We start from the raw sequence: 21,088 nt of genomic DNA on the forward strand, positions 1-21,088 counted from the left end.
CACGTCCGACACGTTGAACGACCCGTTACCGACGATGATCATATATGAAATATGATGCTGCAAACATCTCACAGAAGGCGGGTGATCGAGTGTCCTTGCTGACCGGTCAAACAGCGGTCGTCACCGGCGGCGCCCAGGGGCTGGGCTACGCGATTGCGGAGCGATTCATCGCCGAAGGCGCCCGGGTGGTGCTGGGCGACGTGAATCTGGCGGCCACCGAGGAGGCCGCTGCGCAGTTGGGGGGATCCGAGGTGGCGCGAGCGGTACGCTGCGATGTCACCAGCTCCGCCGAGGTCGAGGCGTTGGTCGCCGCCGCGGTGGAGATGTTCGGCGGGCTCGACATCATGGTGAACAACGCCGGCATCACCCGCGACGCCACCATGCGCAAGATGACCGAGGACCAGTTCGACCAGGTGATCTCGGTGCACCTCAAGGGCACCTGGAACGGACTGCGGGCGGCCGCTGCGATCATGCGGGAGCAGAAGCGCGGCGCCATCGTCAACATGTCCTCGATCTCGGGCAAGGTCGGCATGGTCGGACAGACGAATTACTCGGCGGCCAAGGCCGGCATCGTCGGCATGACCAAGGCGGCCAGCAAGGAGCTGGCCTACCTGGGGGTACGGGTGAACGCGATCCAGCCGGGGCTGATCCGATCGGCGATGACCGAGGCGATGCCGCAGCGCATCTGGGACTCCAAGGTGGCCGAGGTGCCACTGGGGCGGGCCGGGGAGCCCGACGAGGTGGCCAACGTCGCGCTGTTCCTGGCCTCCGGGATGTCGTCCTACATGACCGGCACGGTGCTCGAAGTGACCGGCGGCAGGCATCTATGACCGGCGCGAGCAGACGTGAAAGCCCCCAAATCGGGCCTAGAATAGGGGCTTTCGCTGGGGGGACCTCCCGCTTGCGGGGGACTTCTCGGCCGAGGGAGGCGGTGATCTGCGAACCGGTCCGTACCCCGATCGGCCGCTACGGCGGGATGTTCGCCTCGCTGACCGCCGTCGAGCTCGGCGTCGCCGCGCTCAAAGGTCTGCTGGACCGCACCGGGCTGCCCGCCGACGCGATCGAGGACGTGGTGCTCGGCCACTGCTATCCCAATAGTGAGGCACCGGCCATCGGACGGGTGGTCGCGCTGGATTCCGGTCTGCCGGTGACGGTTCCGGGCATGCAGGTCGACCGCCGCTGCGGCTCCGGGCTGCAGGCGGTGCTGCAGGCCTGCCTGCAGGTGAGCAGCGGTGACTGCGACGTGGTGATCGCCGGCGGCGCGGAGAGCATGAGCAACGTGGCGTTCTACTCCACCGACATGCGCTGGGGCGGGGCCCGCGGCGGGGTCCGGATCCACGACGGCCTGGCGCGTGGCCGGACCACCGCCGGCGGCCGGCACCACCCGGTACCCGGCGGCATGCTGGAGACCGCCGAGAACCTGCGTCGGGAGTACGGCATCTCCCGCGCCGAGCAGGACGAGCTGGCGGTGACCTCGCACCGGCGTGCGGTGGCGGCCCAGCAGTCCGGCGTGCTGGCCGGGGAGATCATCGGCGTCACCGTGCGATCCCGCGCCGGCGAGGAGTTCATCGACACCGACGAACATCCCCGGGCCGACACCTCGGTGGAGTCGCTGGCCAAGCTGAAACCGGTGCTGGGCAAGAGTGATCCGGACGCCACCGTCACCGCCGGAAACTCCAGCGGTCAGAACGACGCGGCGTCGATGTGCGTGGTGACCACCCGCGAGAAGGCCGAGCAGCTGGGCCTGACCCCGTTGGTGCGACTGGTGTCGTGGGGTGTCGCGGGAGTCGCGCCCAATGTCATGGGGATCGGGCCGGTGCCCGCCACCGACGTCGCGTTGGGCAAGGCCGGGCTGCGGTTGTCCGACATCGACCTCATCGAGCTCAACGAGGCGTTCGCCGCGCAGGCGCTCGCGGTGATGGCCGCATGGGGATTCGGCGCCGCCGACCGGGAACGAACCAACGTGCACGGTTCGGGAATCTCGCTGGGGCATCCGGTCGGCGCGACCGGTGGGCGGATGCTGGCCACCCTGGCCCGCGAGCTCAACCGGCGCGGCGCCCGCTATGGACTGGAGACCATGTGCATCGGCGGCGGCCAGGGGCTCGCCGCCGTCTTCGAAAGGGTCGGGCCGTGACCAAACTCGCGCAAACCCTGGGGCTCACCGAGTTCCAGACCGAGATCCTCGACACCGTGCGCCGATTCGTGGACAAGGAAGTCATCCCGGCGGCCGGCGAGCTGGAGCGCACCGACACCTATCCGCAGGCCATCGTGGACTCGATGCGGGAGATGGGCTTGTTCGGCCTGATGATCCCCGAGGAATACGGCGGGCTCGGGGAATCCCTGCTCACCTACGCGCTGTGCGTCGAGGAGTTGGCCCGCGGCTGGATGAGCGTCTCCGGCGTGCTGAACACCCATTTCATCGTCGCCTACATGTTGCGCCAACACGGCACCGACGAGCAGAAGCAGCGTTTCCTGCCGCGGATGGCCACCGGCGAGACCCGCGGCGCGTTCTCCATGTCCGAGCCCGAACTGGGGTCCGATGTCGCTGCGATCCGCACCCGCGCCACCCGGCAGCCGGACGGCGGGTACGTCATCGACGGGCAGAAGATGTGGCTGACCAACGGCGGTAGCTCCACGTTGATCGCCGTACTGGTGCGCACCGACGAGGGCGCCGACAAGCCGCATCGCAACCTGACGGCTTTTCTGGTGGAGAAGCCGGTCGGCTTCGGCGAAGTCCTTCCCGGGCTGACCATTCCGGGCAAGCTCGACAAGCTCGGCTACAAGGGCATCGACACCACCGAGCTGATCTTCGACGGGTACGCCGCCGCCGACGACGACGTGCTCGGCGGGGCGCCCGGGCAGGGTTTCTTCCAGATGATGGACGGCATCGAGGTGGGCCGGGTCAACGTCTCGGCGCGGGCCTGCGGGGTCGGTATCCGGGCGTTCGAGCTCGCGGTACGCTACGCCCAGCAGCGCGAGACCTTCGGGAAGCCCATCGCCGAGCACCAGGCGATCGCCTTCGAGCTCGCCGAGATGGCGACCAAAGTCGAAGCAGCGCACCTGATGATGGTCAACGCCGCCCGGCTCAAGGACTCCGGCGAACGTAACGACGTCGCCGCTGGGATGGCCAAATACCTGGCCAGCGAGTTCTGCTCGGAGGTCACCCAGCAGAGCTTCCGGATTCACGGCGGCTACGGCTACTCCAAGGAGTACGAGATCGAACGGCTGATGCGCGACGCGCCGTTCCTGCTGATCGGCGAGGGCACCAGCGAGATCCAGAAGCAGATCATCAGCAAGCGACTGCTCGCCGACTACCGGGTCTAAGACGTGGGCGCCCCCGACTTTCCGGTGCGGTCACAGCTCTCCGAGGATGTGGCCCGTTTCGTGCGCAAGCGAATCTTCAACGGGGACTATCTCGCCGGGCAGTATGTGCGGCTGGACCAGCTGGCGGCCGAGCTGGGTGTCAGCGTGACCCCGGTGCGCGAGGCGCTGTTCGGCCTGCGCGCCGAGGGCCTGCTCGATCAGCAGCCGCATCGCGGATTCGTCGTGCTCCCGGTGACGCGGCGCGACATCACCGATGTTTCCGACGTCCAGGCGCACATCGGTGGCGAGCTCGCCGCGCGGGCGGCGGCCAACATCACCGACGAACAGCTACGCGAACTCGACGAGATCCAGGATCAGCTCGAAGACGCCTACACCGCCGATGACGAAGAACGGGCGGTGCGGCTCAACCACGAGTTCCACCGTGCCATCAATGTCGCCGCCGACTCGCCGAAGCTCGCCCAGCTGATGTACCAGATCACCCGGTACGCACCGGAATCGGTGTTTCCCACCGTGTCAGGCTGGCCGGCCGAATCGACCAGGCACCACCGCGCCGTGCTGGCGGCGCTGGCCAAGGGCGACGAAGAACTGGCCCGCGCGGCGATGGCCGAGCATCTGGCCGCCGGTGCGGCCCCACTGATCGATCACCTCGTCGAGCACGGTGTGGTGGAGTCGGCCGGCGGATCGGGTCGGCGTCGGCGGCAACCAAGCTGAGGGCCGCCGTCAGCTGGCTCAAAGCTGATTTGCTTCGATGGTCTCGGTCAGTTGTTCGCGGAGTCGCCGCTTGTCGACCTTGCCGGTCGGTCCGCGCGGAACGGCGTCGGGACTGGAAAACAGCAGCCACACCGTCGGCACCTTGAAGGGGCTCAACCGCTCGCGGGCATCCTCGCGCAGTCGCTCGACCGTCAGGGCAGCACCGGCCACCGCCGCACCGACCCGATCCCGGCCGTCATCGAACACATTCGTGACGAAGGCGGCCTCGACGCCGTCGATGGCGCGCAGCGCCTTCTCGACCTCGCTGGGATAGACCGTGGCGCCGCTGACCTTGAACATGTCGTCGGATCGGCCGTGGTAGAACAGGAACCCGTCGTCGTCGAGGCGCCCCAGGTCACCGGTGGGGTAGAAGCCGTCGGCGGTGAAGGTCTGCTCGCGGCTGCGGCGGCAGATGCCGCGCAGCATGTGCGGCCCGCGCAGCTGGATCATGCCCACCGTCTCGGCCGGTACCGGGACGCCGGTGTCGGGGTCGACGATCCGAACCTCCATGCCCTCGAACGGTTTACCGCAGCTGCCCCAGGCGGACCGGGGCATGTCGGTGTCGGCGGGATAGCCGCTGTACGGTCCGAACGATTCGGTCATCCCGAACAGATTGGCGCGTGCGCCTGGCTGGGCGCGCAGCTGCGGCGGCAGCAGTGCTTCCAGGCTGCCGGGTTGCAGCGCCGACAGGTCGGCGTCGCCGCGGTGGCGTGCCAGCGTCTCGGCTTGGTCGGGCCAGCCGCGAAACAACGTGACCCGTTCGGATTCCAGCAGTTTCAGGGTCGTCTCCGGTGTCGGGATCTGCTCGGTGACCAACGTCGCACCCGCCAGCAGCGCCGACAACACGCCGCCGCCGAAGCCACCGACCCAGAAGAACGGCATCGGCAGGTACAGCCGGGTGCCGGCGTGGATGCAGCGGGCGGCCAGACCGGCCCGAACGGCGCCCAGTGCGTTGCCGTGCGAGTGCAGCACCCCTTTCGGCGGGCCGCTGCTGCCGGAGGTGAACATGATCACCAGCGGGTCGGAGGGCGTGACGGCCGCGGCGAGTGCGTCGACGATCCGGGCGGGTGCGGCACCCGCGGTGACGGAAGCCAACTGTTCGACATCCCAAATCTGTTGCAGAGCGGGGAGAGTCGAAGTATTCACTTCCAGTCCGTCGAGGTAACGTCGGCCACGGAATTCGTCGACGCTCACCAAGAATTGCACCGCCGCGACGCGAAGCTGGGCGACCAGCTCCGGCGGGGTCAACAGTGTGCTCAGCGGCACCAGCACCGCGCCGATGCGGGTCAGGGCTATCGCCGTGCGCACCCACTCGACGCCGTTGGGCATGATCAGCCCCACTCGGGTGCCCTTCCCGACACCGGCCTGGACGAAGACCGCTGCCAGCTCACGAGACGATGTGTCGAGTTCGGCGTAGCTGAGCCGGGTGCTCGGATCGATCACGGCGGGCTTGTCGGGCTGCGAGCCGGCACGGGAGCAGACCAGGGCGTCGATGGTGGCGGAGTCAGACATCGAAGACCTCGGCCAGCCGGTGCCGGTCGACTTTGCCACTGGTCAGCAGTGGGAGCTCGGCGGCCGGGACCGTGGCAAAGCGGCGCGGGATCTTGTAGGCCGACAGTTCCGGCTTGAGAAGCTCCGGCAGCGATCCCAGATCCAGGTCCTGCTGCACGACGACCGCCGCCACCAGCTGTCCGCGATCGGGGTCGGGAATGCCGATCACGTGGGCGACGGCCCCGCCGGTCACCTTGGCGATGGCGCGTTCCACCTCGATCGGTGACACGGTGACGCCGGCTGTCTTGATCACCGCGTCACGTCGGCCCTGGTAGTAGTAGAAGCCGTCGGCGTCGGTGCGCACCAGGTCCCCGGTGGCGAACCAGCCGTCGGCGTCGAAACATTCCTCGCGGCTGCGCTTGTGATAGCGCTGCATCAGGTGGCGTCCGCGCACCATCAGCTCACCGTCGCGGACTCGGCACTCGAACCCGGGCGCGGGCCGGCCGAAACTGCCGCGCCGATGCTCGGCCTGATCGCTGTCGTCCTCGCTGAGCAGCACCGGGCCACCGGTCTCGGTCATACCCAACATCTGGTGTCGCAACTGGGGATCCGCGGGTCGCGCATCGGGGGCCATGAGCGGATACAGGTTGCCCCGGCGCAGCGTGGACAGGTCACGGCGGGGCAGGCTCGGGTGGCGCGCCAGGGCCGTTATCCCGCTGACGAAACCATTGGTCATCGTGGGCTTTTCGGCCTCGATCAGGTCCAGCGTGGCGCCCGGGTCGGTGGCGTTGGAGCACAGTAGTGTCGATCCTGCCAGCAGGCTGGCCAGCAGCGCGAACGCGAATCCCCCGATCCAGAAGAACGGCGAGTTGCAGAACAGGATGTCGGCGGCGGTCAGTCGCCGGATGTCGTTCAGATTGCGCTGGTGGCCCAACAGCCCGGCGTGGGTATGGATCACGCCTTTGGGCATCCCGGAGGACCCCGAGGTGTAGATGATGCACAGCGGATCGCTGCCGTCGACATCGGTCTCCAGGGCTTCGAGGATTTCCGGAGCCTCGCCACCGGCATCGGCATCGAAGACCACCCGGCGCAGCTGCGGGGCATGGACGCTGAATACCGGCTCACCACAGTCGAGCCCGACCTCCAGCGCTTCGGTGAGCCGCTGCCGGTAGTCATGCGACCGATAGGACTCGCCGGCCAGCAGGATCTGGGCATCGCTGTGGGCCAGTTGGCGGCGCAGCTCCGGGGCGGTGGCGAAGGTGGGGAAGGGGACCACCACCGCTCCGATACGTGCGGCGGCCAGCGCGCCGACCAGGAACGACCCGCCATTGGGGTACAGCAGTCCGATGTGACTGCCGCGGCCGGCCCCGAGCGCGAGCAGCCGGCCGGCCAGCTGGGCGGATCGCCGCTCCGCCTCGGTGTAACTGATGCGTTCGGTGTCGCAGATCAGCAGCGGATGAGCCCCGCGCGAACGAGCTTGTGCGCGCAGGATTTCCGGCAGTACATCAGTGGACATGCCGTCCCTGTGCGCCGATCAGCTCCCGCACCGCATTGAGGTCGGCCTTGCCCGACGGGGTCCGCGGCAGGGCGTCGACGATCGTGATGTCGGTGGGGATCTCGTAGCGGGCCAGCCGGGTGCTCAGGAAATCGGCCAGTGTCTCGGCATCGGTGACGGCTCCGGAGTGCAGCTCGACCGCGGCCACCGGTGTCTGACCGAGGCGATCGTCGCTGCGTCCCACCACGGCGGCGCCCTTCACCGCCGGGTGGGCCTCCAGGGCGACCCGCACATCGTCGGGCATCACCTTGAAACCACCGCGGATGATGGCCTGATCCGCCCGGCCGAGGATCCACAAGAATCCGTCGACGTCGATGCGGGCCAGGTCGGTGGTGCGCATCCAGTCCGCGTCTGGGCCGAGTTGGCCCGGCTTGACCTCCAACAAGCCGGGCTTGTCGGGGCCGACTGGGACGCCGTCGTCACCGACAACCCGCAGTTGTGCTCCCTGAGTTGCCCGTCCGACGCTGCCGCGCTTGTCCTGCCAGAACCGCTGGTAGTCGCCCAGGGTCCAGCCGGCTACTCCGCCACCGAATTCGGTTGCCGCATAGGAGGTGAGCACCGGGATGCCGAATTTGGCGGTGAAGGCGTCGGAGTCGTCGGCCGACAGCGGAGCCGTGCCCGAGGTGACAGCACGGATACTGGATAAGTCCTCACGGGTCAGGTCTGAGTGCAGCACCATCCGCAGCGCGGTCGGGACCAGCGACACCGCGCGCGGCCGATACTTGCGCACCGCCTCGGCCCAGCCCGTCAGCTCGAAGCGGTCCAGCAGCACGAATGGCCGTGCCTCGGCGACACACTGCAGTACCCGGAACACTCCGCCGATGTGTACCAGCGGTGAATTGACGATCGCCACACCGCCGCGCAACTGGGTCGGTGCCGGTGCCCGGGCGGGATCGGGGCCGATCACGCTGTGCGCCAGCATGTCGTAGGTCAGGTCGATGCGTTTCGGGGGGCCGGTCGTCCCGCTGGTCAGCATCCACACCGCCACGCCGGGACGGCCCGCATCCGAACCGGCCTCGGTGGCCGCGGTGACCTGTGGCTCACCGGTGAGGTCGGAGACCGACACCGTCGTGGTGCGCGGTGTCGGCGCGACCAGGGCGGTCAGATCCTCGGGTTCGCCGATGAGTACCGGCAGTTCGAGCGCGGCGATGTCCGCGCGGGTGCGTTCGTCGCCGCGGGACGGGTTGATCACCACCACGCAGCCGCCACCGAGCAGCACGCCGAGCAGCGCGGCCAGCTGCGGGGGACGGTTGCGCAGCAGGATTCCGACTCTTCGGCCGGCGGTCAGTGCCGCGATGCGCCGGGCCATGACGGCGACCTGAGACCAGGAGTGCCATTGGCCGGCGTATTCGAACGCGCGCGCGTCGGGCTGCAGGTCGAGGACCGCGGCGATACGTTCGGTGAGCGGATGCGCCATCAGCGGATCCGCGGCGGGGCGGCAGGGTGGGGTGGTTGGGCGTCGAGTTCGGCTTTGCCGAGCGGGTTTCCCAGCCGGGTGTAGATCAGTCCCTGTTCCAGGGCGGCTCGGTAGGGCTTGTCCAGCGATTCCCAGATCGCCTTCACCGTGCCCTGGGTCGCCGACGGCGGCTTGGCCGCGATGGCGGCCGCGATCTCGTGTGCCCGCCCCCAGAGTTGTTCGGGTGCCACGATCTCTGACACCAGGCCGATGCGCAGCGCGGTGTCGGCGCCGACTCGTTCGTCGTTGCCCATCAACGCGATCCGCAACGTTTCGCCCAGACCGATCCGGCGCATCAGTCCGATCGGTTCCAGTGCGCAGACCAGTCCGGCGGACACGTGCGAGTCGAAGAACGTCGCGTCGGCCGAACAGATCACCACGTCGGCTTCGTTGACGAAGTAGAACGCGCCGGCGGTGCACATCCCCTGCACCGCGCAGATCACCGGTTTGAACATCTTCTGCCACTTGGGGCTGAGCGCCTCGCCGGGATCCTCGTGATTCCAGACGTTGTCGGGTTGTCCGTAGGAGGCCTTGATGTCCAGTCCGGCGCTGAAAGCCCGGTCGCCGGCGGCTCGCAGCACGACGGCGTTGACGTCCTCGTCGAGTTTGACGATGCGCCACGCCGCGGCCATCTCCTCGCACATGGTGCGGTTGAAGGCGTTGAGCCGATCCGGCCGGTTCAGCGTGATGGTGGCGACCCGGTCGTCGCGGTCGACATCGAGCAGGATGGTCTCGAAGCTGTCCGGCGTCATCGGCACTGCCATTCCGGTGCCCGCTTCTCCACGAAGGCCTTGGGGCCCTCCAGTGAATCCTCGGTGTGCAGGTTGCGCTCCCGGAAGGCCTCGGCGAGCATTTCGGCTTCGTGGAGCGGCAGGTCGAGGCCTTTGAGGATCGCCAGCCGGGTCCCGCGCACCGCCAGCGGAGCGTTGGAGTTGAGGATGCCGGCGATCTCATGCGCGCGTTCCAGCAACCGGTCGTGCTCCACCACCTCGCTGATCATGCCGAGGTCGTAGGCCCGCTGGGCGTTCATGCGTTCGTGGCGGCCCATCATCGCCATGCGCAGGGCGACCGAGCGGGGCAGCACGCGTGCCAGCCGCACCACTTCACGGCCGGCGACCAGGCCGATCGAGACGTGCGGGTCGAAGAAGGTGGCACGCTCCGAGGCGATGACGATGTCTCCGGTGGTCACCCAGTCAAGGCCCGCGCCGCAACAGATTCCGTTGATCGCGGCCAGGACCGGTTTGGCCATCGTCCGGAACGGCGGGGTCCCCTCCTGCGGGGCCTCCCACTGCTCGTAGGTCGACAGGTAGGGCCGTTCGTTGATCACCTTCCCGTCGCCGGGGATCGCCTTCACGTCGGCGCCGGTGCAGAACGCCCGCCCGGTTCCGGTCACGATCAGCAACCACACCTTCTCGTCGTTCTCGGCCTCGGCGTAGGCGGCCCGCAGTTCGGTGACCATGTGCGGGCTCAGTGCATTGAGTGCCTCGGGACGATTCAGGGTGATCGTCGCGGTATGGCCGTCCAGTTCGTAGGTGATGGTGTCGAATGTCGGCATGGCCGGTCCCTTCTTCTCAGCGTCCGGTGAATCCCGGCGGGCGCCGCTGCGAAAACGCGGCCAGTCCTTCTTTGAAATCCATGGTGCGGCAGGCCAGTTCAAGATTGAACAGCTCCTGGGTCATGGATTGGGGCAACGTTGCGTGCTGCCCGTAGTGCAGCGCCTGCTTGGTCAGGCCGATGGCGACGGTGGGTCCGTCGGCCAACCTGGCCAACAGCTCGTCCGCGGTCGCGTCGACGTCGGTTGGTGCCACCGACTGATGGATCAGCCCCCATTGTTCGGCGGCGGTTCCACTGACCTGCTCGCCGAGCAGCAGCATGCGGCGGGCCCGGGCCAGCCCGACCAGTCGCGGCAGCAACCAGGTGGCTCCAGAGTCGGGGCTGAAGCCGCGGGCCAGGAATGGCTCCCAGAAGACGGCGTCGGCGGCGGCGATGGTGAAGTCGGCAGCCAGCGCCAGATTGCAGCCCAAACCGACCGCCCAGCCCTGCACACTGCACACCACCGGCAGCTGGATGGTGTGCACCAGTTCGATGATCCGGTGCGCGGCATGCGGGATGCGCCGGACCAGATCGCCGGTGCGGGGCCGCCGGTCGGCCGCATTGGTGGCGACCCAGTCGGCGCCTGCGCAGAAATCGTCGCCGGAACCCCGGATGTGAACGGCTCGCAGCGTGTCGTCGCTCGCCGCCTCGGTCAGGGCGCTGATCAGCGCTTCGGTCATCGCTGGACTCAGCGCGTTCCGGCGATCGGGGCGGACCAGCGTCAGTCGCAGCAGTGCGCCGTCGCGCAGCACCGTCACCGAACCATCAACCGGAGAGTCCGCGGCCCCGGACCCGGAATCGGGGGAGTCGGCCACTGTGCTGCCCACCTTTCAGCGCCATATCGTGAGAGCTACAGTATGCTATACGATTAGCGTGTTTCGCCGCGGATTCGACCGGGAAGGGCCCCATGACGGACGGCTCGGGCAGCTCAGCGGTTTCGGCCGGTAGCAGCCGTTTCGGCGAACAGCCGCTGCAGCAGACCGTGGCGGCGGCCGGCGCGCTGCGGCGGATGACCGGGCTGCTGCTGGCGCTGGAGCATCCGCACCCGGTGGTCGACGACATGCTGGCGCGATTCGCCGACTGGGAGCGACAACTGGGTGGGGTCGTCCGGGCGGACGCGACGCCCCGCCTCGAATCCGACGACCGCGGCCGGGTCTACCTCAACCACGCCTTTGACGTCGGGGCGTTCAACCCGTGCTTTCCGGAGTACCGGTTCGACCTGCTCGACACCGACACGGCGTCGGGACGAGTCACGTTCCCGCTGGCCTACGAAGGGCCTCCGGGGCTGGTGCACGGCGGGTTTCTGGGCGTGTTCTTCGATTGCGTCACCCAGCACCAGAGCTGCGCGGCGGGGTTGGCCGGCCGCACCCGGTCGCTGCTGGTCGCCTACCGCCGCCCGACGCCCATCCTCACCGAGTTGGAGTTCGACATCGCGCGAACCGAGACCGGGCGTGGGATCACGTCCACCGCGCGACTGACCCTTGGCGGCGAGCTGCTGTGCACCGGCGAGGTCTCCACCGCGGCGATGCCGCCGGAGAAGGTGAGCGCCAATCGATTCGGCCGCCGGCGGCCGGGCAAGGAGACGCAGCGATGAGCGATGGCAGCGACGACCGGGTGCTCTTCGACGTCGACCCCGACGGGCGGATCGCCACCATCACGTTGAACAACCCCGGCCGGCGCAATTCCTACGATGCCGCGATGCGGGATGCGATCGCCCGCTTCCTGGACCGGGTCGCCGACGACGATGACGTCGTGGTGGTGCTGCTCCGAGGTGCCGACGGCGTGTTCAGTACCGGAGCCGACATGAACAACGCCTACGGCTGGTACGGCGAGCGGGGCGAGCAGCCGCCGGCCAAGAGCCGGCCCAGCCAGCGTCGCCGCCTCGCCGTCGACCGCCGCTCGTTCGGCTTCTACCACAACCTGATGGGCTTTCCGAAGGTCACTGTGGGCGAGATCAGCGGCTACGCGCTGGGGGGCGGTTTCGAGATGGCGCTGATGACCGATATCTCGGTGATCGCGCGCGACACCAAGATCGGCATGCCCGCCACCCGCTTCCTCGGTCCGGCGCTGGGCAGCCTGCACATGTTCTTCCATCGGCTGGGTCCGGTGCTGGCACGGCGACTGTTGTTGACCGGGGACATCATCGAGGCGGGCGCGGTCGAACACCTCGGCGTCTTCACCGAGACCTGTGACCCCTCGGCGGTTTCGGCGCGAGCACGCTATTGGGCGAGCAAGGCGGCCAAGATGCCCGCCGACGGGGTGGTGATCGCGAAGGAGGCCTTCCGGCTGGTCGAGCAGAGCCAGGCCTACCAGGGCGAAGAGGTGGCCAGCTACCTGTTCCACGCCTACGGCACCAACCTGCAGTTCGCACCGGGCGAGTTCAACTTCGTCAAGACCCGGGCGCAGCACGGCACCAAGGAGGCGTTCCGGCTGCGTGATGAGCATTTCCACGTGCCGGAACCGTGATCCGGCCCCGGGCGGCGCCTGCCGCCGCAAACCGGTAGCTTTACAGAAACAATCAACAATGTAAGGTTCGAAGAATGTCCACACCTGTCATCGTCGGCGCCGTTCGCACAGCCATCGGACGCTCATTCAAGGGAACACTGGCCAACACCTCCGCGGAGACGCTGATCACCACGGTGGTGCCCGAGGTGATCCGCCGGGCCGGTATCCCGGTCGCGGACATCGACGACATGATCTTCGCCGAGTCCCACTACGGCGGTGGCGATATGGCGCGTTTCGCGGCCGCCGCCTGCGGGATGGAGTCGGTGCCCGGCCAAGCCGTCAACCGGCACTGTGCGGGCAGCCTGACCGCCATCGGCAATGCCGCCGCGCAGATCGGATCCGGGATGGAGCGGGTGCTGATCGCCGGGGGTGTGCAGACCCTGTCGATGCTGCCGGTGATGAAGATGCGCATCCCCGGCCCGGAGCTCAGCTTCGCCGAGCCGTGGATGCCGCCGACCCACCCCGAGACCGTGGATGCGCCCACCCGCGACATGTCCATCACGGTGGGCTGGAACACCGCCCAAGCCGTTGGCATCTCCCGCGAGGAGATGGACGCGTGGGCGGCCCGTTCACACCAGCGGGCGATCGCCGCGATCGACGCCGGCAAGTTCGCCGACGAGATCGTGCCGCTGAAGGTGCAACTGCCCGACGGCTCGGTCACCGAGTTCACCGTGGACGAGCACCCCCGCCGCGACACCACACCGGAGAAGCTGGCCGGCCTGAAGGTGCTGCACCCCGAGATCGAGGGATTCTCGATCACCGCCGGTAACAGCAGCGGCACCAACGATGCCGCGGCCGCGGTGGCGCTCGTCGACGACGGCTATGCGCAAGCCCAGGGCCTGGACGTCATGGGCACGGTGAAGGCGTGGGCGTCCGCCGGTGTGGCCCCGCGCGACACCGGACTCGGCGCGGTGAAGGTGATCGGCAAGGTGCTGCAGCGGGCGGGCCTGCGGCCCGGCGATGTCGCGCTGTGGGAGATCAACGAGGCGTTCGCCTCGGTGCCGATCGCGGCGTGCCGCGAGTACGGCCTCGACGAGGAACTGGTGAACTTCTCCGGCAGTGGCTGCAGCCTCGGTCACCCGATCGCGGCCTCCGGCGCACGGATGGTGACCACCCTGGCCTACGAGCTGCGCCGGCGCGGCGGCGGTATCGGCGTGGCGGCGATGTGTGCCGGCGGCGGTCAGGGCGGCGCCGTGGTCATCGAGGTCTGACGGCCGCTAGCGGGCTTTAGCCGAAGCCGGCGCGGTGCGACGCCGCGCCGGCTTGCTGTTCTGCTCGATCAATCGCTCGGCCTGGTCAAGGATGCAGTCGAGCCCGTAGTCGAAGTTGGCGTCATCGGCCGCGCCGATCCGGTGCCCTTGCCGGGTGGTCTGCGCCAGCAACGGGGTGGCCTCGGGGTCGATGACCATCGCCTCCTCGAAGTCGGATGGGCCTTCGGCATCCGATGCCCGGTTCTTCTCGTAGAGGCGCCGCAGCACGACCGATCCGCGGATGTGCAGCGAGATCGCCGAGTAGATGTCGAAGGCGTCCTGCGGTGACAGCCCGGCTTCCACCAGCCCGGCGATCGCCCGCTCCACCTCCTGGACGCCGAGCTGCGCGGCTCTGGGGCTCAACGCTGCCCGGATCAGGATGAGGTCGCACAGAATCGGGTTGCCCAGGAACGTCGTCCGCATGGTGTGGGCGTGGTTGCGCAACGTCTGACGCCAATCCTTGGCCTGCACGTACGGGGTGGCGAACACGTACTGGCGCAGCGCCCGACTGGTCATCGCGTTGAGCAGATCGTCCTTTTTGCGGAAGTACCAGTAGATGCTGGTCACCCCGACGCCGAGATGCTTGCCGAGCAACGGCATGCTCAGGTTGTCGACCCCGATCTGTTCGGCGAGCTCGAACGCGCCGTCGATGATGTCGTCGGGATTGATGGATCCGCGTTCGCGCCGCTGCCGCTTCTCGGCGACTGGCTGCTTGGCCACTGCGGGTACCTCCAGTTCTGGTCGACAAGGCCGGATTCTTCGCCGTCAAACCTAGTCGTCAAACCTACCTGTGCCCTCGTCGTCACCGGGCATCGAGCTTCTCTTACCGTAAAGCATATGGTAAGCATTTTGATATAAATTGTCGCAACGCGTGTAGGGGTGGCCGGTGTCAGAAGCAGTGCTCAGCGAACGTCGTGGACGAACCCTCATCATCACAATCAATCGTCCGGAGGCCCGCAATGCGGCCAACAAGGCGGTCGCCGAAGGCCTGGCCGCCGCCTGCGACGAACTCGACGGCACCCCGGAACTATCGGTGGCGGTGCTGACCGGCGCCGGCGGCAACTTCTGCGCGGGTATGGACCTCAAGGCGTTTGCAGCCGGCGAACTGGCGTATGTACCGGGCCGGGGTCTGGGCTTCACCGAACGCCCGCCCCGCAAGCCGATCATCTCCGCGGTCGAGGGTCACGCGGTGGCCGGTGGCACCGAGCTGGTGCTGGCCACCGACCTGGTGGTGGCCGCCAAGGGGGCGAAATTCGGTATCCCGGAAGTCAAAAGAGGTCTGGTGGCCGCCGGTGGCGGTCTGCTGCGGTTGCCGCACCGCATCCCTTACCAGAAGGCGCTGGAGTTGGCTTTGACCGGGGAGAGTTTCACCGCCGACGAGGGCGCCCAATGGGGTTTCGTCAACGTGCTGACCGAGCCGGGCGAGGCGCTGAACGGGGCGATCGAGTTGGCCGAGCGGATCACCGCGAACGGTCCGCTCGCGGTGGCGGTAACCAAGGAGATCATGGTGAAGGCCGCCGGCTGGTCCCAGGACGAGATGTGGGCCAAGCAGGGCGAGCTGATCGCGCCGGTGTTCGCCTCCAAGGACGCCAAAGAAGGCGCCATCGCGTTCGCCGAGAAGCGCGCCCCCAACTGGACCGGCGCCTGATCCCGGCGGGTAGTCGTGGATCTGGGCTTGCGCGACGCGCGCGCCGTCGTCGTCGGCGGCGGCCGCGGCATGGGGTTGGCCACCGCCCGCTGCTTGGCCGACGACGGCGCGCGCGTCGCTGTCGTGGCGCGCACGGCCGCCGACCTTGACCGCGCGACCGACGACCTGGCCCGGCGCGGCAGCCCAGACGCGCTCGGGTTGGTCGCCGACGCCTGCGACGAACAGCGCATTGAGCAGGTCTTCGCCGAGCTCGGTGAGCGTTGGGGCGGCGAACTCAACATCCTGATCAACACCGCCGGACCCGATGTGCAGGGCAGCTTCGACGAGCTCACCGACGAGCAGTGGCGCCGGGCCATCGACCAGGGCGCGATGGGGATGGTTCACGCCGTGCGGGCGGCATTGCCGTTGCTGCGCAACGCGCAATGGGCCCGGATCGTGAATTTCTCGGCACAATCCACACAGCGCCAAAGCACCGTGCTGGCCGCCTACACCGCGGCTAAGGCAATGGTCAACAGTGTCTCGAAGAACCTGTCGCTGCTGCTGGCCCCCGATGAGATCCTGGTCAACGTGGTCTCCCCGGGCAGTGTCGCCTCCGAGGCGCTGACTGGCTGGGCCCGCTCGATCGGGGTGGACGGTGATGACCCCTACCGGCTGATGGGCGCCATCACCGAGCATTTCGGTCATCCGGCGCACCTGCCACGGGCCGGCCTGCCGGACGAAGTGGGCGCGGTGGCGGCCTTTCTGGCCTCGCGCCGCAACTCGTACATGACCGGGGCCAACGTCAACGTCGACGGCGGCTCGGATTTCCTCTGATCGGAGCGCCCGAAACCAGCCCTGACCTGCTGACATGACAGTTCGCGCCAGGATCGGCGTGGGTTGCGGAATGCGCTACCGAAAGGTATACAGTAAGAATCATTCCGAAGGATTCCCAAGGTGCGGAGGTGCGGGATCGATGGCCGCTGCCGACGACGGCACGCTCGTTGACGCAGGCGCCGCGGTTCGCTACGAGGCGCGAGACGGCGTCGCGGTGCTCACCTTCAACCGGCCGCAGCGGCTCAACTCCTGGGGCGCGGACACCGCAGCGGGCCTGTACGCGGCGATCGACCGCGCCGAGGCGGACCCCGACGTGCGGGCGATCGTGCTGACCGGCACCGGCCGCGGGTTCTGTGCCGGCGCGAGCCTGGGGCCCACCACGAGCCTCGAGGAGGATGGGGGCGACAGCTCAAAGACCGATGTCGCCCAACTGGTCGGGGACCGGCCGGCTTACTTCCTGACCGAACTGCGCAAGCCGGTCATCGCGGCGATCAACGGCGCCTGCGTCGGTATCGGGCTCACCCACGCGCTGATGTGTGATGTCCGATTCGCCGCTGCCGGAGCCAAGTTCGCCACTGCGTTCACCCGACGCGGCCTGATCGCCGAACACGGCATCACCTGGATCCTGCCTCGACTGGCCGGCTGGGGGGCGGCGATGGATCTGCTGCTGAGCGGTCGGACATTTCTCGCCGAGGAGGCCCGCGAACTCGGCCTGGTCAACCACGTCGTCGCGGGCGACCGGCTGCTGGAACGCGCCATGGACTACGCGCGAGACATCGCCGCGAACTGCTCACCGGCATCGCTGGCGGTGATTAAAGCACAGGCCTACCGCGATGCGCTCGACGACGTCGCGGCGGTGAGCGCGCGCGCCGAGACGCTGATGTACGAGTCGCTGCAGCGGCCCGACCTCATCGAGGGCATCACGAGTTTCTTCGAGAAACGCCCGCCGAACTTCCCGCCTCTCATGCAGAAAGGTTGAGTACATGACTGCCACACCTGAACGGCTCCCGTACTTGGCCGTTGACGTCGACAACCACTACTACGAGCCGCTGGACGCCTTCACTCGGCACCTGCCCAAGGAATTCCGCAGCCGCGGTGTCCAGATGCTGCAGGACGGCAATCGCACCCTGGCGGTGTTCGGCGGGGTCGTCAACCACTTCATCCCGAACCCGAGCTTCGACCCGATCATCGAACCCGGCTGCCTCGATCTGCTGTTCCGCGGCGAGATCCCCGAAGGTGTGGACCCGGCGTCGTTGATGAAGCTCGACCGGCTCTCCGAGCATCCCGAATACCAGAACCGCGACGCCCGCGTGCAGGTGCTCGACCGGCAGCGGCTGGAGACGGTGTTCATGCTGCCGACCTTCGCCTGTGGTGTGGAGGAGGGACTCAAGCACGATATCCCCGCCACCATGGCGTCGGTACACGCGTTCAACCTTTGGCTCGACGAGGACTGGGGCTTCGACCGTCCCGACGGCCGTCTGATATCCGCACCGATCATCTCGCTGGCCGACCCCGAGAAGGCCGTCGACGAAGTCGAATTCGTGATCAGCCGCGGTGCCAAGCTGGTGTGTGTGCGTCCGGCGCCGGTGCCCGGCGAGGTTCGGGCCCGGTCCCTCGGTGACCCGGTGCACGACCCGGTGTGGGCGCGCCTTGCCGAGGCGGGCGTCGCAGTCGTCTTCCACCTGTCCGACTCCGGTTACATGGCGATCCCTGCGTTGTGGGGCGGCAGCGGTGTGTTCAAGGGATTCGGCAAGCGCGACCCGCTGGACATGGTGATCATGGACGATCGCGCGATCCACGACACCATCGCCTCGATGATCGTGCACCAGGTGTTCACCCGTCACCCCAAGCTCAAGGTGGCCAGCATCGAGAACGGCTCGTACTTCGTTTACCGGCTGATCAAGCGGTTGAAGAAGTCGGCCAACAATGCGCCGTACCACTATAAGGAAGATCCGATCGAGCAGCTGCGCAACAACGTCTGGATTGCCCCCTACTACGAGGATGACGTGAAGCTGCTAGCCGACACCATCGGCGTCGACAAGATCCTGTTCGGTTCCGACTGGCCGCACGGTGAGGGCCTGGCCGACCCGACCACCTTCACCGCCGACATCCCGCAGTTCCCTGAGTTCAGCGTGGAAGATACCCGAATGGTGATGCGGGACAACGCATTGACCCTGCTGGGTGATCCGAATCGTACTGCACCAGGCGCCGCCCACCTGGCAGCTTCGGTCTGACGGTGGGCGAATGGACGATCGGCGGCGTCGTTGACGCGATCGCGGAGGTCGTGCCCGATCGTGAGATGACGGTATGCGGCACCCGGCGTAGCACGTTTGCGCAGAGTGCCGAGCGCACCCGCCGGCTGGCCAACTTCTTGGCCGGCCGCGGGCTGGGCGTCCGGCGAGAGCGTGCGGAGCTGGCGAACTGGGAGTGCGGCCAGGACCGGGTCGCGCTGCTCATGCACAACGACCTGTACCCCGACATGGTGGTCGGCTGCCTCAAGGCGCGGACCGTTCCGGTCAACGTCAATCACTACTACACCCCGGTCGAAGCGGGCGAGCTGCTGGACTACTTGCGGCCCCGTGCGGTCATCTTCCATGCGAGCCTGGAGGCGAAATTCGCCGACACGCTGCGGGATTGCGGGGCCGACCTGCTGATCCGCATCGACGACGGCGCGGCCGACGCGCCGATCCTGGACGCGACATCGCTGGATGATGCGCTGGCGCAAGGCGATACCGATCAGCAGATCGCGCCGTCCCCGGACGACGTGCTGATGATCTGCACCGGGGGGACCACCGGCAGCCCGAAAGGTGTGCTGTGGCGCCAAAGCGACATCTACGTCTCGTCGATGGTCGGCGACGACCATGCGTCGGCCGCGGAAATCCACCAGAAAGTGCAGTACGCCGGCCCGCCGTGGTTCGCGCTGTCGCCGCTGATGCACGCCGCGGGTCTGTGGACGGCGTTCTCGGCGATTTTGAGCGGGCAGACGGTGATCCTCAACGACACCCGCACCAAGTTCGACCCCCGTGCGGTATTGGAAACCGTCGAGCGGGAGAAGGTCGGCTTGATGACCATGGTCGGCGACGCCTACGCCGCACCACTTGTCGCCGAACTGGGCCGCTCGGATTACGACCTATCGTCGCTGCACTCGATCGGAACCGGCGGCGCGGCAACGAATCCGAAATATCAGGCGGCACTGCTGGAATACCTTCCGCAGATCACCCTGATCAATGGGTACGGGTCATCGGAGACCGGGAACATGGGCTTCGGGCGCAGTCAGCGTGACGCGCGGCGCGACACCTTCGAGTTGCGGACCGGGGGATCGGTGGTTTCGCAGGACCGTACCCGGTTCCTGCAGCCAGGTGATCCCGAGGTCGGCTGGGTGGTGCGGACCGGCCGGATCCCGCTCGGCTACTTCGATGACGCCGACGCGACCCGACGCACCTTCTGCGAGGTCGACGGTCAACGGGTGGTGATCTCCGGAGACCGGGCCTCGATCGAGGAAGACGGAACCCTGCGTTTCCTCGGTCGCGATGCACTGGTGGTCAACACCGGCGGGGAGAAGGTATTCGTCGAGGAGGTCGAAGAAGTGCTGCGCGCCCACCCCGGGGTCGCCGACGCGCTGGTGGTGGGACGTCCCAGCGACCGGTGGGGCGAAGAACTCGTTGCGCTGGTGGCACTGCAGTCGGACGCCGATATTGACCTGCTGGCCGCAGAGTGCAGATCGGTGCTGGCCGGATTCAAGGTGCCCAAGGAGTTCATCGTCGTCGCACAGGTGCGCCGACTGGGTAACGGCAAGGCCGACTACCGCTGGGCGAAACGCCAAGTGAGTCAGGAGGCGTCCGCCCCATCATGAGGGAGTCAGCATGAGAGCAATCGACTGCCTGGTCAATGTGCACTTCGGCGAGAGCGAGCAGCCGGCCTGGATGCGCAAGACGCGCGACGAGTACTTCAAGGGGCCGGCGTCGATGTTCGATCCGGTCGACATGTCGGCGCTGCTCGACGAGATGGACGCCAACGGTGTCGCCAAGGCCGTGCTGATGGACAACCTGGCCAAGCCGTCGGTGACCGCGCGAAAGTTCGTGGCGGACAGGCCGGATCGTTTCGCCCTGGCGATGGGCGGGGCGAATCTGCTGCGGCCGGTGCCGTCGCTGCGCGAACTCAGTGCCGTCGTCAAGGACCTGCCGGTCGCCTACGCCGTGGTGGGGCCCAGCTTCTGGGGCGATGGCCAATACCCGCCCAGTGACGCCGTCTACTACCCGCTGTACGCCAAGTGCGCCGAACTGGACCTGCCGCTATGTGTCAACACCGGCATTCCGGGACCGCCCATCCCCGGTGAGGTGCAGCATCCGATCCACCTGGACCGGGTCTGCGTGCGCTTCCCGGAGCTGCGGCTGTGCATGATCCACGGCGCCGACCCCTGGTGGGACGTTGCCATCCGGATGCTGATCAAATACCGCAACCTGCGGCTGATGACCTCGGCATGGTCGCCGAAACGGTTGCCGGAAGCCCTGCTGCACTACCTGCGCACCCGGGGCGCCGACAAGATCATCTTTGCCTCCGACTGGCCGGTGCTGCGGATGAACCGCGTGGTGCCCGAAGCACTCGCACTGGACCTGCCCCCCGAGGTGATGGACAAGTACCTGTACCGCAATGCTGCGGACTTCTTTTTCGCCGATCTACGCGCCCCCGAACAGGAGAGCTGA

At 67.7% G+C, this 21,088-nt stretch carries 20 protein-coding genes; 13 read left to right on the forward strand and 7 right to left on the reverse strand.

The annotated features are described in order from the left end of the window. The first annotated feature begins 44 nt into the window (after window positions 1-44). The 4 genes from fabG to G6N19_RS13235 all read left to right on the forward strand — a co-directional run bounded on the left by fabG (window position 45) and on the right by G6N19_RS13235 (window position 4,035). The gene (gene fabG / locus G6N19_RS13220) at window positions 45-830 is read left to right on the forward strand and encodes a 3-oxoacyl-ACP reductase FabG (protein ID WP_193465080.1); all 786 of its coding nucleotides are present in this window, start codon (window positions 45-47) and stop codon (window positions 828-830) included. Window positions 831-976: 146 nt separating this feature from the next. Next, window positions 977-2,134 carry an acetyl-CoA C-acetyltransferase gene (locus G6N19_RS13225; RefSeq protein WP_232062700.1) on the forward strand — a complete coding sequence of 386 codons (1,158 nt, stop codon included), beginning with the start codon at window positions 977-979 and terminating at the stop codon, window positions 2,132-2,134. Beyond that, window positions 2,131-3,324: an acyl-CoA dehydrogenase family protein gene (locus G6N19_RS13230; protein ID WP_193465082.1), complete on the forward strand. Its 1,194-nt coding sequence runs from the start codon at window positions 2,131-2,133 to the stop codon at window positions 3,322-3,324. Before G6N19_RS13225 ends, G6N19_RS13230 begins: the two co-directional genes overlap by 4 nt. Before the next feature lie 3 nt (window positions 3,325-3,327). Beyond that, a complete protein-coding gene (locus G6N19_RS13235; RefSeq protein ID WP_193465083.1) occupies window positions 3,328-4,035 on the forward strand; it encodes a GntR family transcriptional regulator in 708 nt (235 codons plus the stop codon). A gap of 18 nt (window positions 4,036-4,053) precedes the next feature. Here G6N19_RS13235 and G6N19_RS13240 read toward each other — a convergent pair whose 3' ends face one another. Genes G6N19_RS13240 through G6N19_RS13265 form a run of 6 tightly spaced genes read right to left on the reverse strand, consistent with a single transcriptional unit; the run spans window position 4,054 to window position 10,984 of the window. After that, window positions 4,054-5,586 carry a class I adenylate-forming enzyme family protein gene (locus G6N19_RS13240; protein WP_193465084.1) on the reverse strand — a complete coding sequence of 511 codons (1,533 nt, stop codon included), beginning with the start codon at window positions 5,584-5,586 and terminating at the stop codon, window positions 4,054-4,056. Next, window positions 5,579-7,081: a class I adenylate-forming enzyme family protein gene (locus G6N19_RS13245; protein WP_193465085.1), complete on the reverse strand. Its 1,503-nt coding sequence runs from the start codon at window positions 7,079-7,081 to the stop codon at window positions 5,579-5,581. Before G6N19_RS13245 ends, G6N19_RS13240 begins: the two co-directional genes overlap by 8 nt. Beyond that, a complete protein-coding gene (locus tag G6N19_RS13250) occupies window positions 7,071-8,537 on the reverse strand; it encodes an AMP-binding protein (protein WP_193465086.1) in 1,467 nt (488 codons plus the stop codon). The genes G6N19_RS13245 and G6N19_RS13250 overlap by 11 nt, the downstream gene beginning before the upstream one ends. Beyond that, window positions 8,537-9,328 (reverse strand): enoyl-CoA hydratase/isomerase family protein, encoded by a 792-nt coding sequence (locus G6N19_RS13255; protein WP_041320176.1) that lies wholly within the window; start codon window positions 9,326-9,328, stop codon window positions 8,537-8,539. The genes G6N19_RS13250 and G6N19_RS13255 overlap by 1 nt, the downstream gene beginning before the upstream one ends. After that, window positions 9,325-10,131: an enoyl-CoA hydratase/isomerase family protein gene (locus G6N19_RS13260; protein WP_193465087.1), complete on the reverse strand. Its 807-nt coding sequence runs from the start codon at window positions 10,129-10,131 to the stop codon at window positions 9,325-9,327. Before G6N19_RS13260 ends, G6N19_RS13255 begins: the two co-directional genes overlap by 4 nt. 16 nt (window positions 10,132-10,147) lie before the next feature. Further along, window positions 10,148-10,984, reverse strand: coding sequence for an enoyl-CoA hydratase/isomerase family protein (locus tag G6N19_RS13265; protein WP_232062386.1), 837 nt, complete (start codon window positions 10,982-10,984; stop codon window positions 10,148-10,150). Window positions 10,985-11,076: 92 nt separating this feature from the next. On the opposite strand from G6N19_RS13265, the gene G6N19_RS13270 reads away from it, so the two are divergent. From G6N19_RS13270 to G6N19_RS13280, 3 genes are all read left to right on the forward strand, one after another. Then, a complete protein-coding gene (locus tag G6N19_RS13270; RefSeq protein WP_193465088.1) occupies window positions 11,077-11,763 on the forward strand; it encodes a hotdog family protein in 687 nt (228 codons plus the stop codon). Beyond that, window positions 11,760-12,635, forward strand: a complete 876-nt coding sequence (locus G6N19_RS13275; protein WP_013830322.1) for an enoyl-CoA hydratase/isomerase family protein — start codon at window positions 11,760-11,762, stop codon at window positions 12,633-12,635. Before G6N19_RS13270 ends, G6N19_RS13275 begins: the two co-directional genes overlap by 4 nt. A 74-nt stretch (window positions 12,636-12,709) precedes the next feature. Then, window positions 12,710-13,885 carry a thiolase family protein gene (locus tag G6N19_RS13280; protein WP_193465089.1) on the forward strand — a complete coding sequence of 392 codons (1,176 nt, stop codon included), beginning with the start codon at window positions 12,710-12,712 and terminating at the stop codon, window positions 13,883-13,885. A gap of 6 nt (window positions 13,886-13,891) precedes the next feature. On the opposite strand, the gene G6N19_RS13285 is transcribed toward G6N19_RS13280, so the two are convergent. After that, on the reverse strand, window positions 13,892-14,644 hold the full coding sequence (locus tag G6N19_RS13285; protein WP_013830320.1) for a TetR/AcrR family transcriptional regulator: 753 nt from the start codon (window positions 14,642-14,644) through the stop codon (window positions 13,892-13,894). Window positions 14,645-14,810: 166 nt separating this feature from the next. On the opposite strand from G6N19_RS13285, the gene G6N19_RS13290 reads away from it, so the two are divergent. From G6N19_RS13290 to G6N19_RS13315, 6 genes are all read left to right on the forward strand, one after another. Further along, window positions 14,811-15,572 (forward strand): crotonase/enoyl-CoA hydratase family protein, encoded by a 762-nt coding sequence (locus G6N19_RS13290; RefSeq protein ID WP_041318687.1) that lies wholly within the window; start codon window positions 14,811-14,813, stop codon window positions 15,570-15,572. Window positions 15,573-15,587: 15 nt separating this feature from the next. Further along, window positions 15,588-16,385, forward strand: a complete 798-nt coding sequence (locus G6N19_RS13295) for an SDR family NAD(P)-dependent oxidoreductase (RefSeq protein ID WP_013830318.1) — start codon at window positions 15,588-15,590, stop codon at window positions 16,383-16,385. Between the two features lie 139 nt (window positions 16,386-16,524). Beyond that, on the forward strand, window positions 16,525-17,364 hold the full coding sequence (locus tag G6N19_RS13300; RefSeq protein ID WP_193465090.1) for an enoyl-CoA hydratase: 840 nt from the start codon (window positions 16,525-16,527) through the stop codon (window positions 17,362-17,364). Between the two features lie 4 nt (window positions 17,365-17,368). After that, window positions 17,369-18,619 (forward strand): amidohydrolase family protein, encoded by a 1,251-nt coding sequence (locus tag G6N19_RS13305; protein WP_193465091.1) that lies wholly within the window; start codon window positions 17,369-17,371, stop codon window positions 18,617-18,619. Window positions 18,620-18,621: 2 nt separating this feature from the next. Next, on the forward strand, window positions 18,622-20,238 hold the full coding sequence (locus G6N19_RS13310; RefSeq protein WP_193465092.1) for an acyl-CoA synthetase: 1,617 nt from the start codon (window positions 18,622-18,624) through the stop codon (window positions 20,236-20,238). Between the two features lie 10 nt (window positions 20,239-20,248). Beyond that, complete coding sequence (locus G6N19_RS13315) at window positions 20,249-21,088, forward strand: amidohydrolase family protein (protein ID WP_013830314.1); 840 nt, start codon at window positions 20,249-20,251, stop codon at window positions 21,086-21,088.

Source organism: Mycobacterium novum (assembly GCF_010726505.1).
Lineage (GTDB): Bacteria > Actinomycetota > Actinomycetes > Mycobacteriales > Mycobacteriaceae > Mycobacterium > Mycobacterium algericum.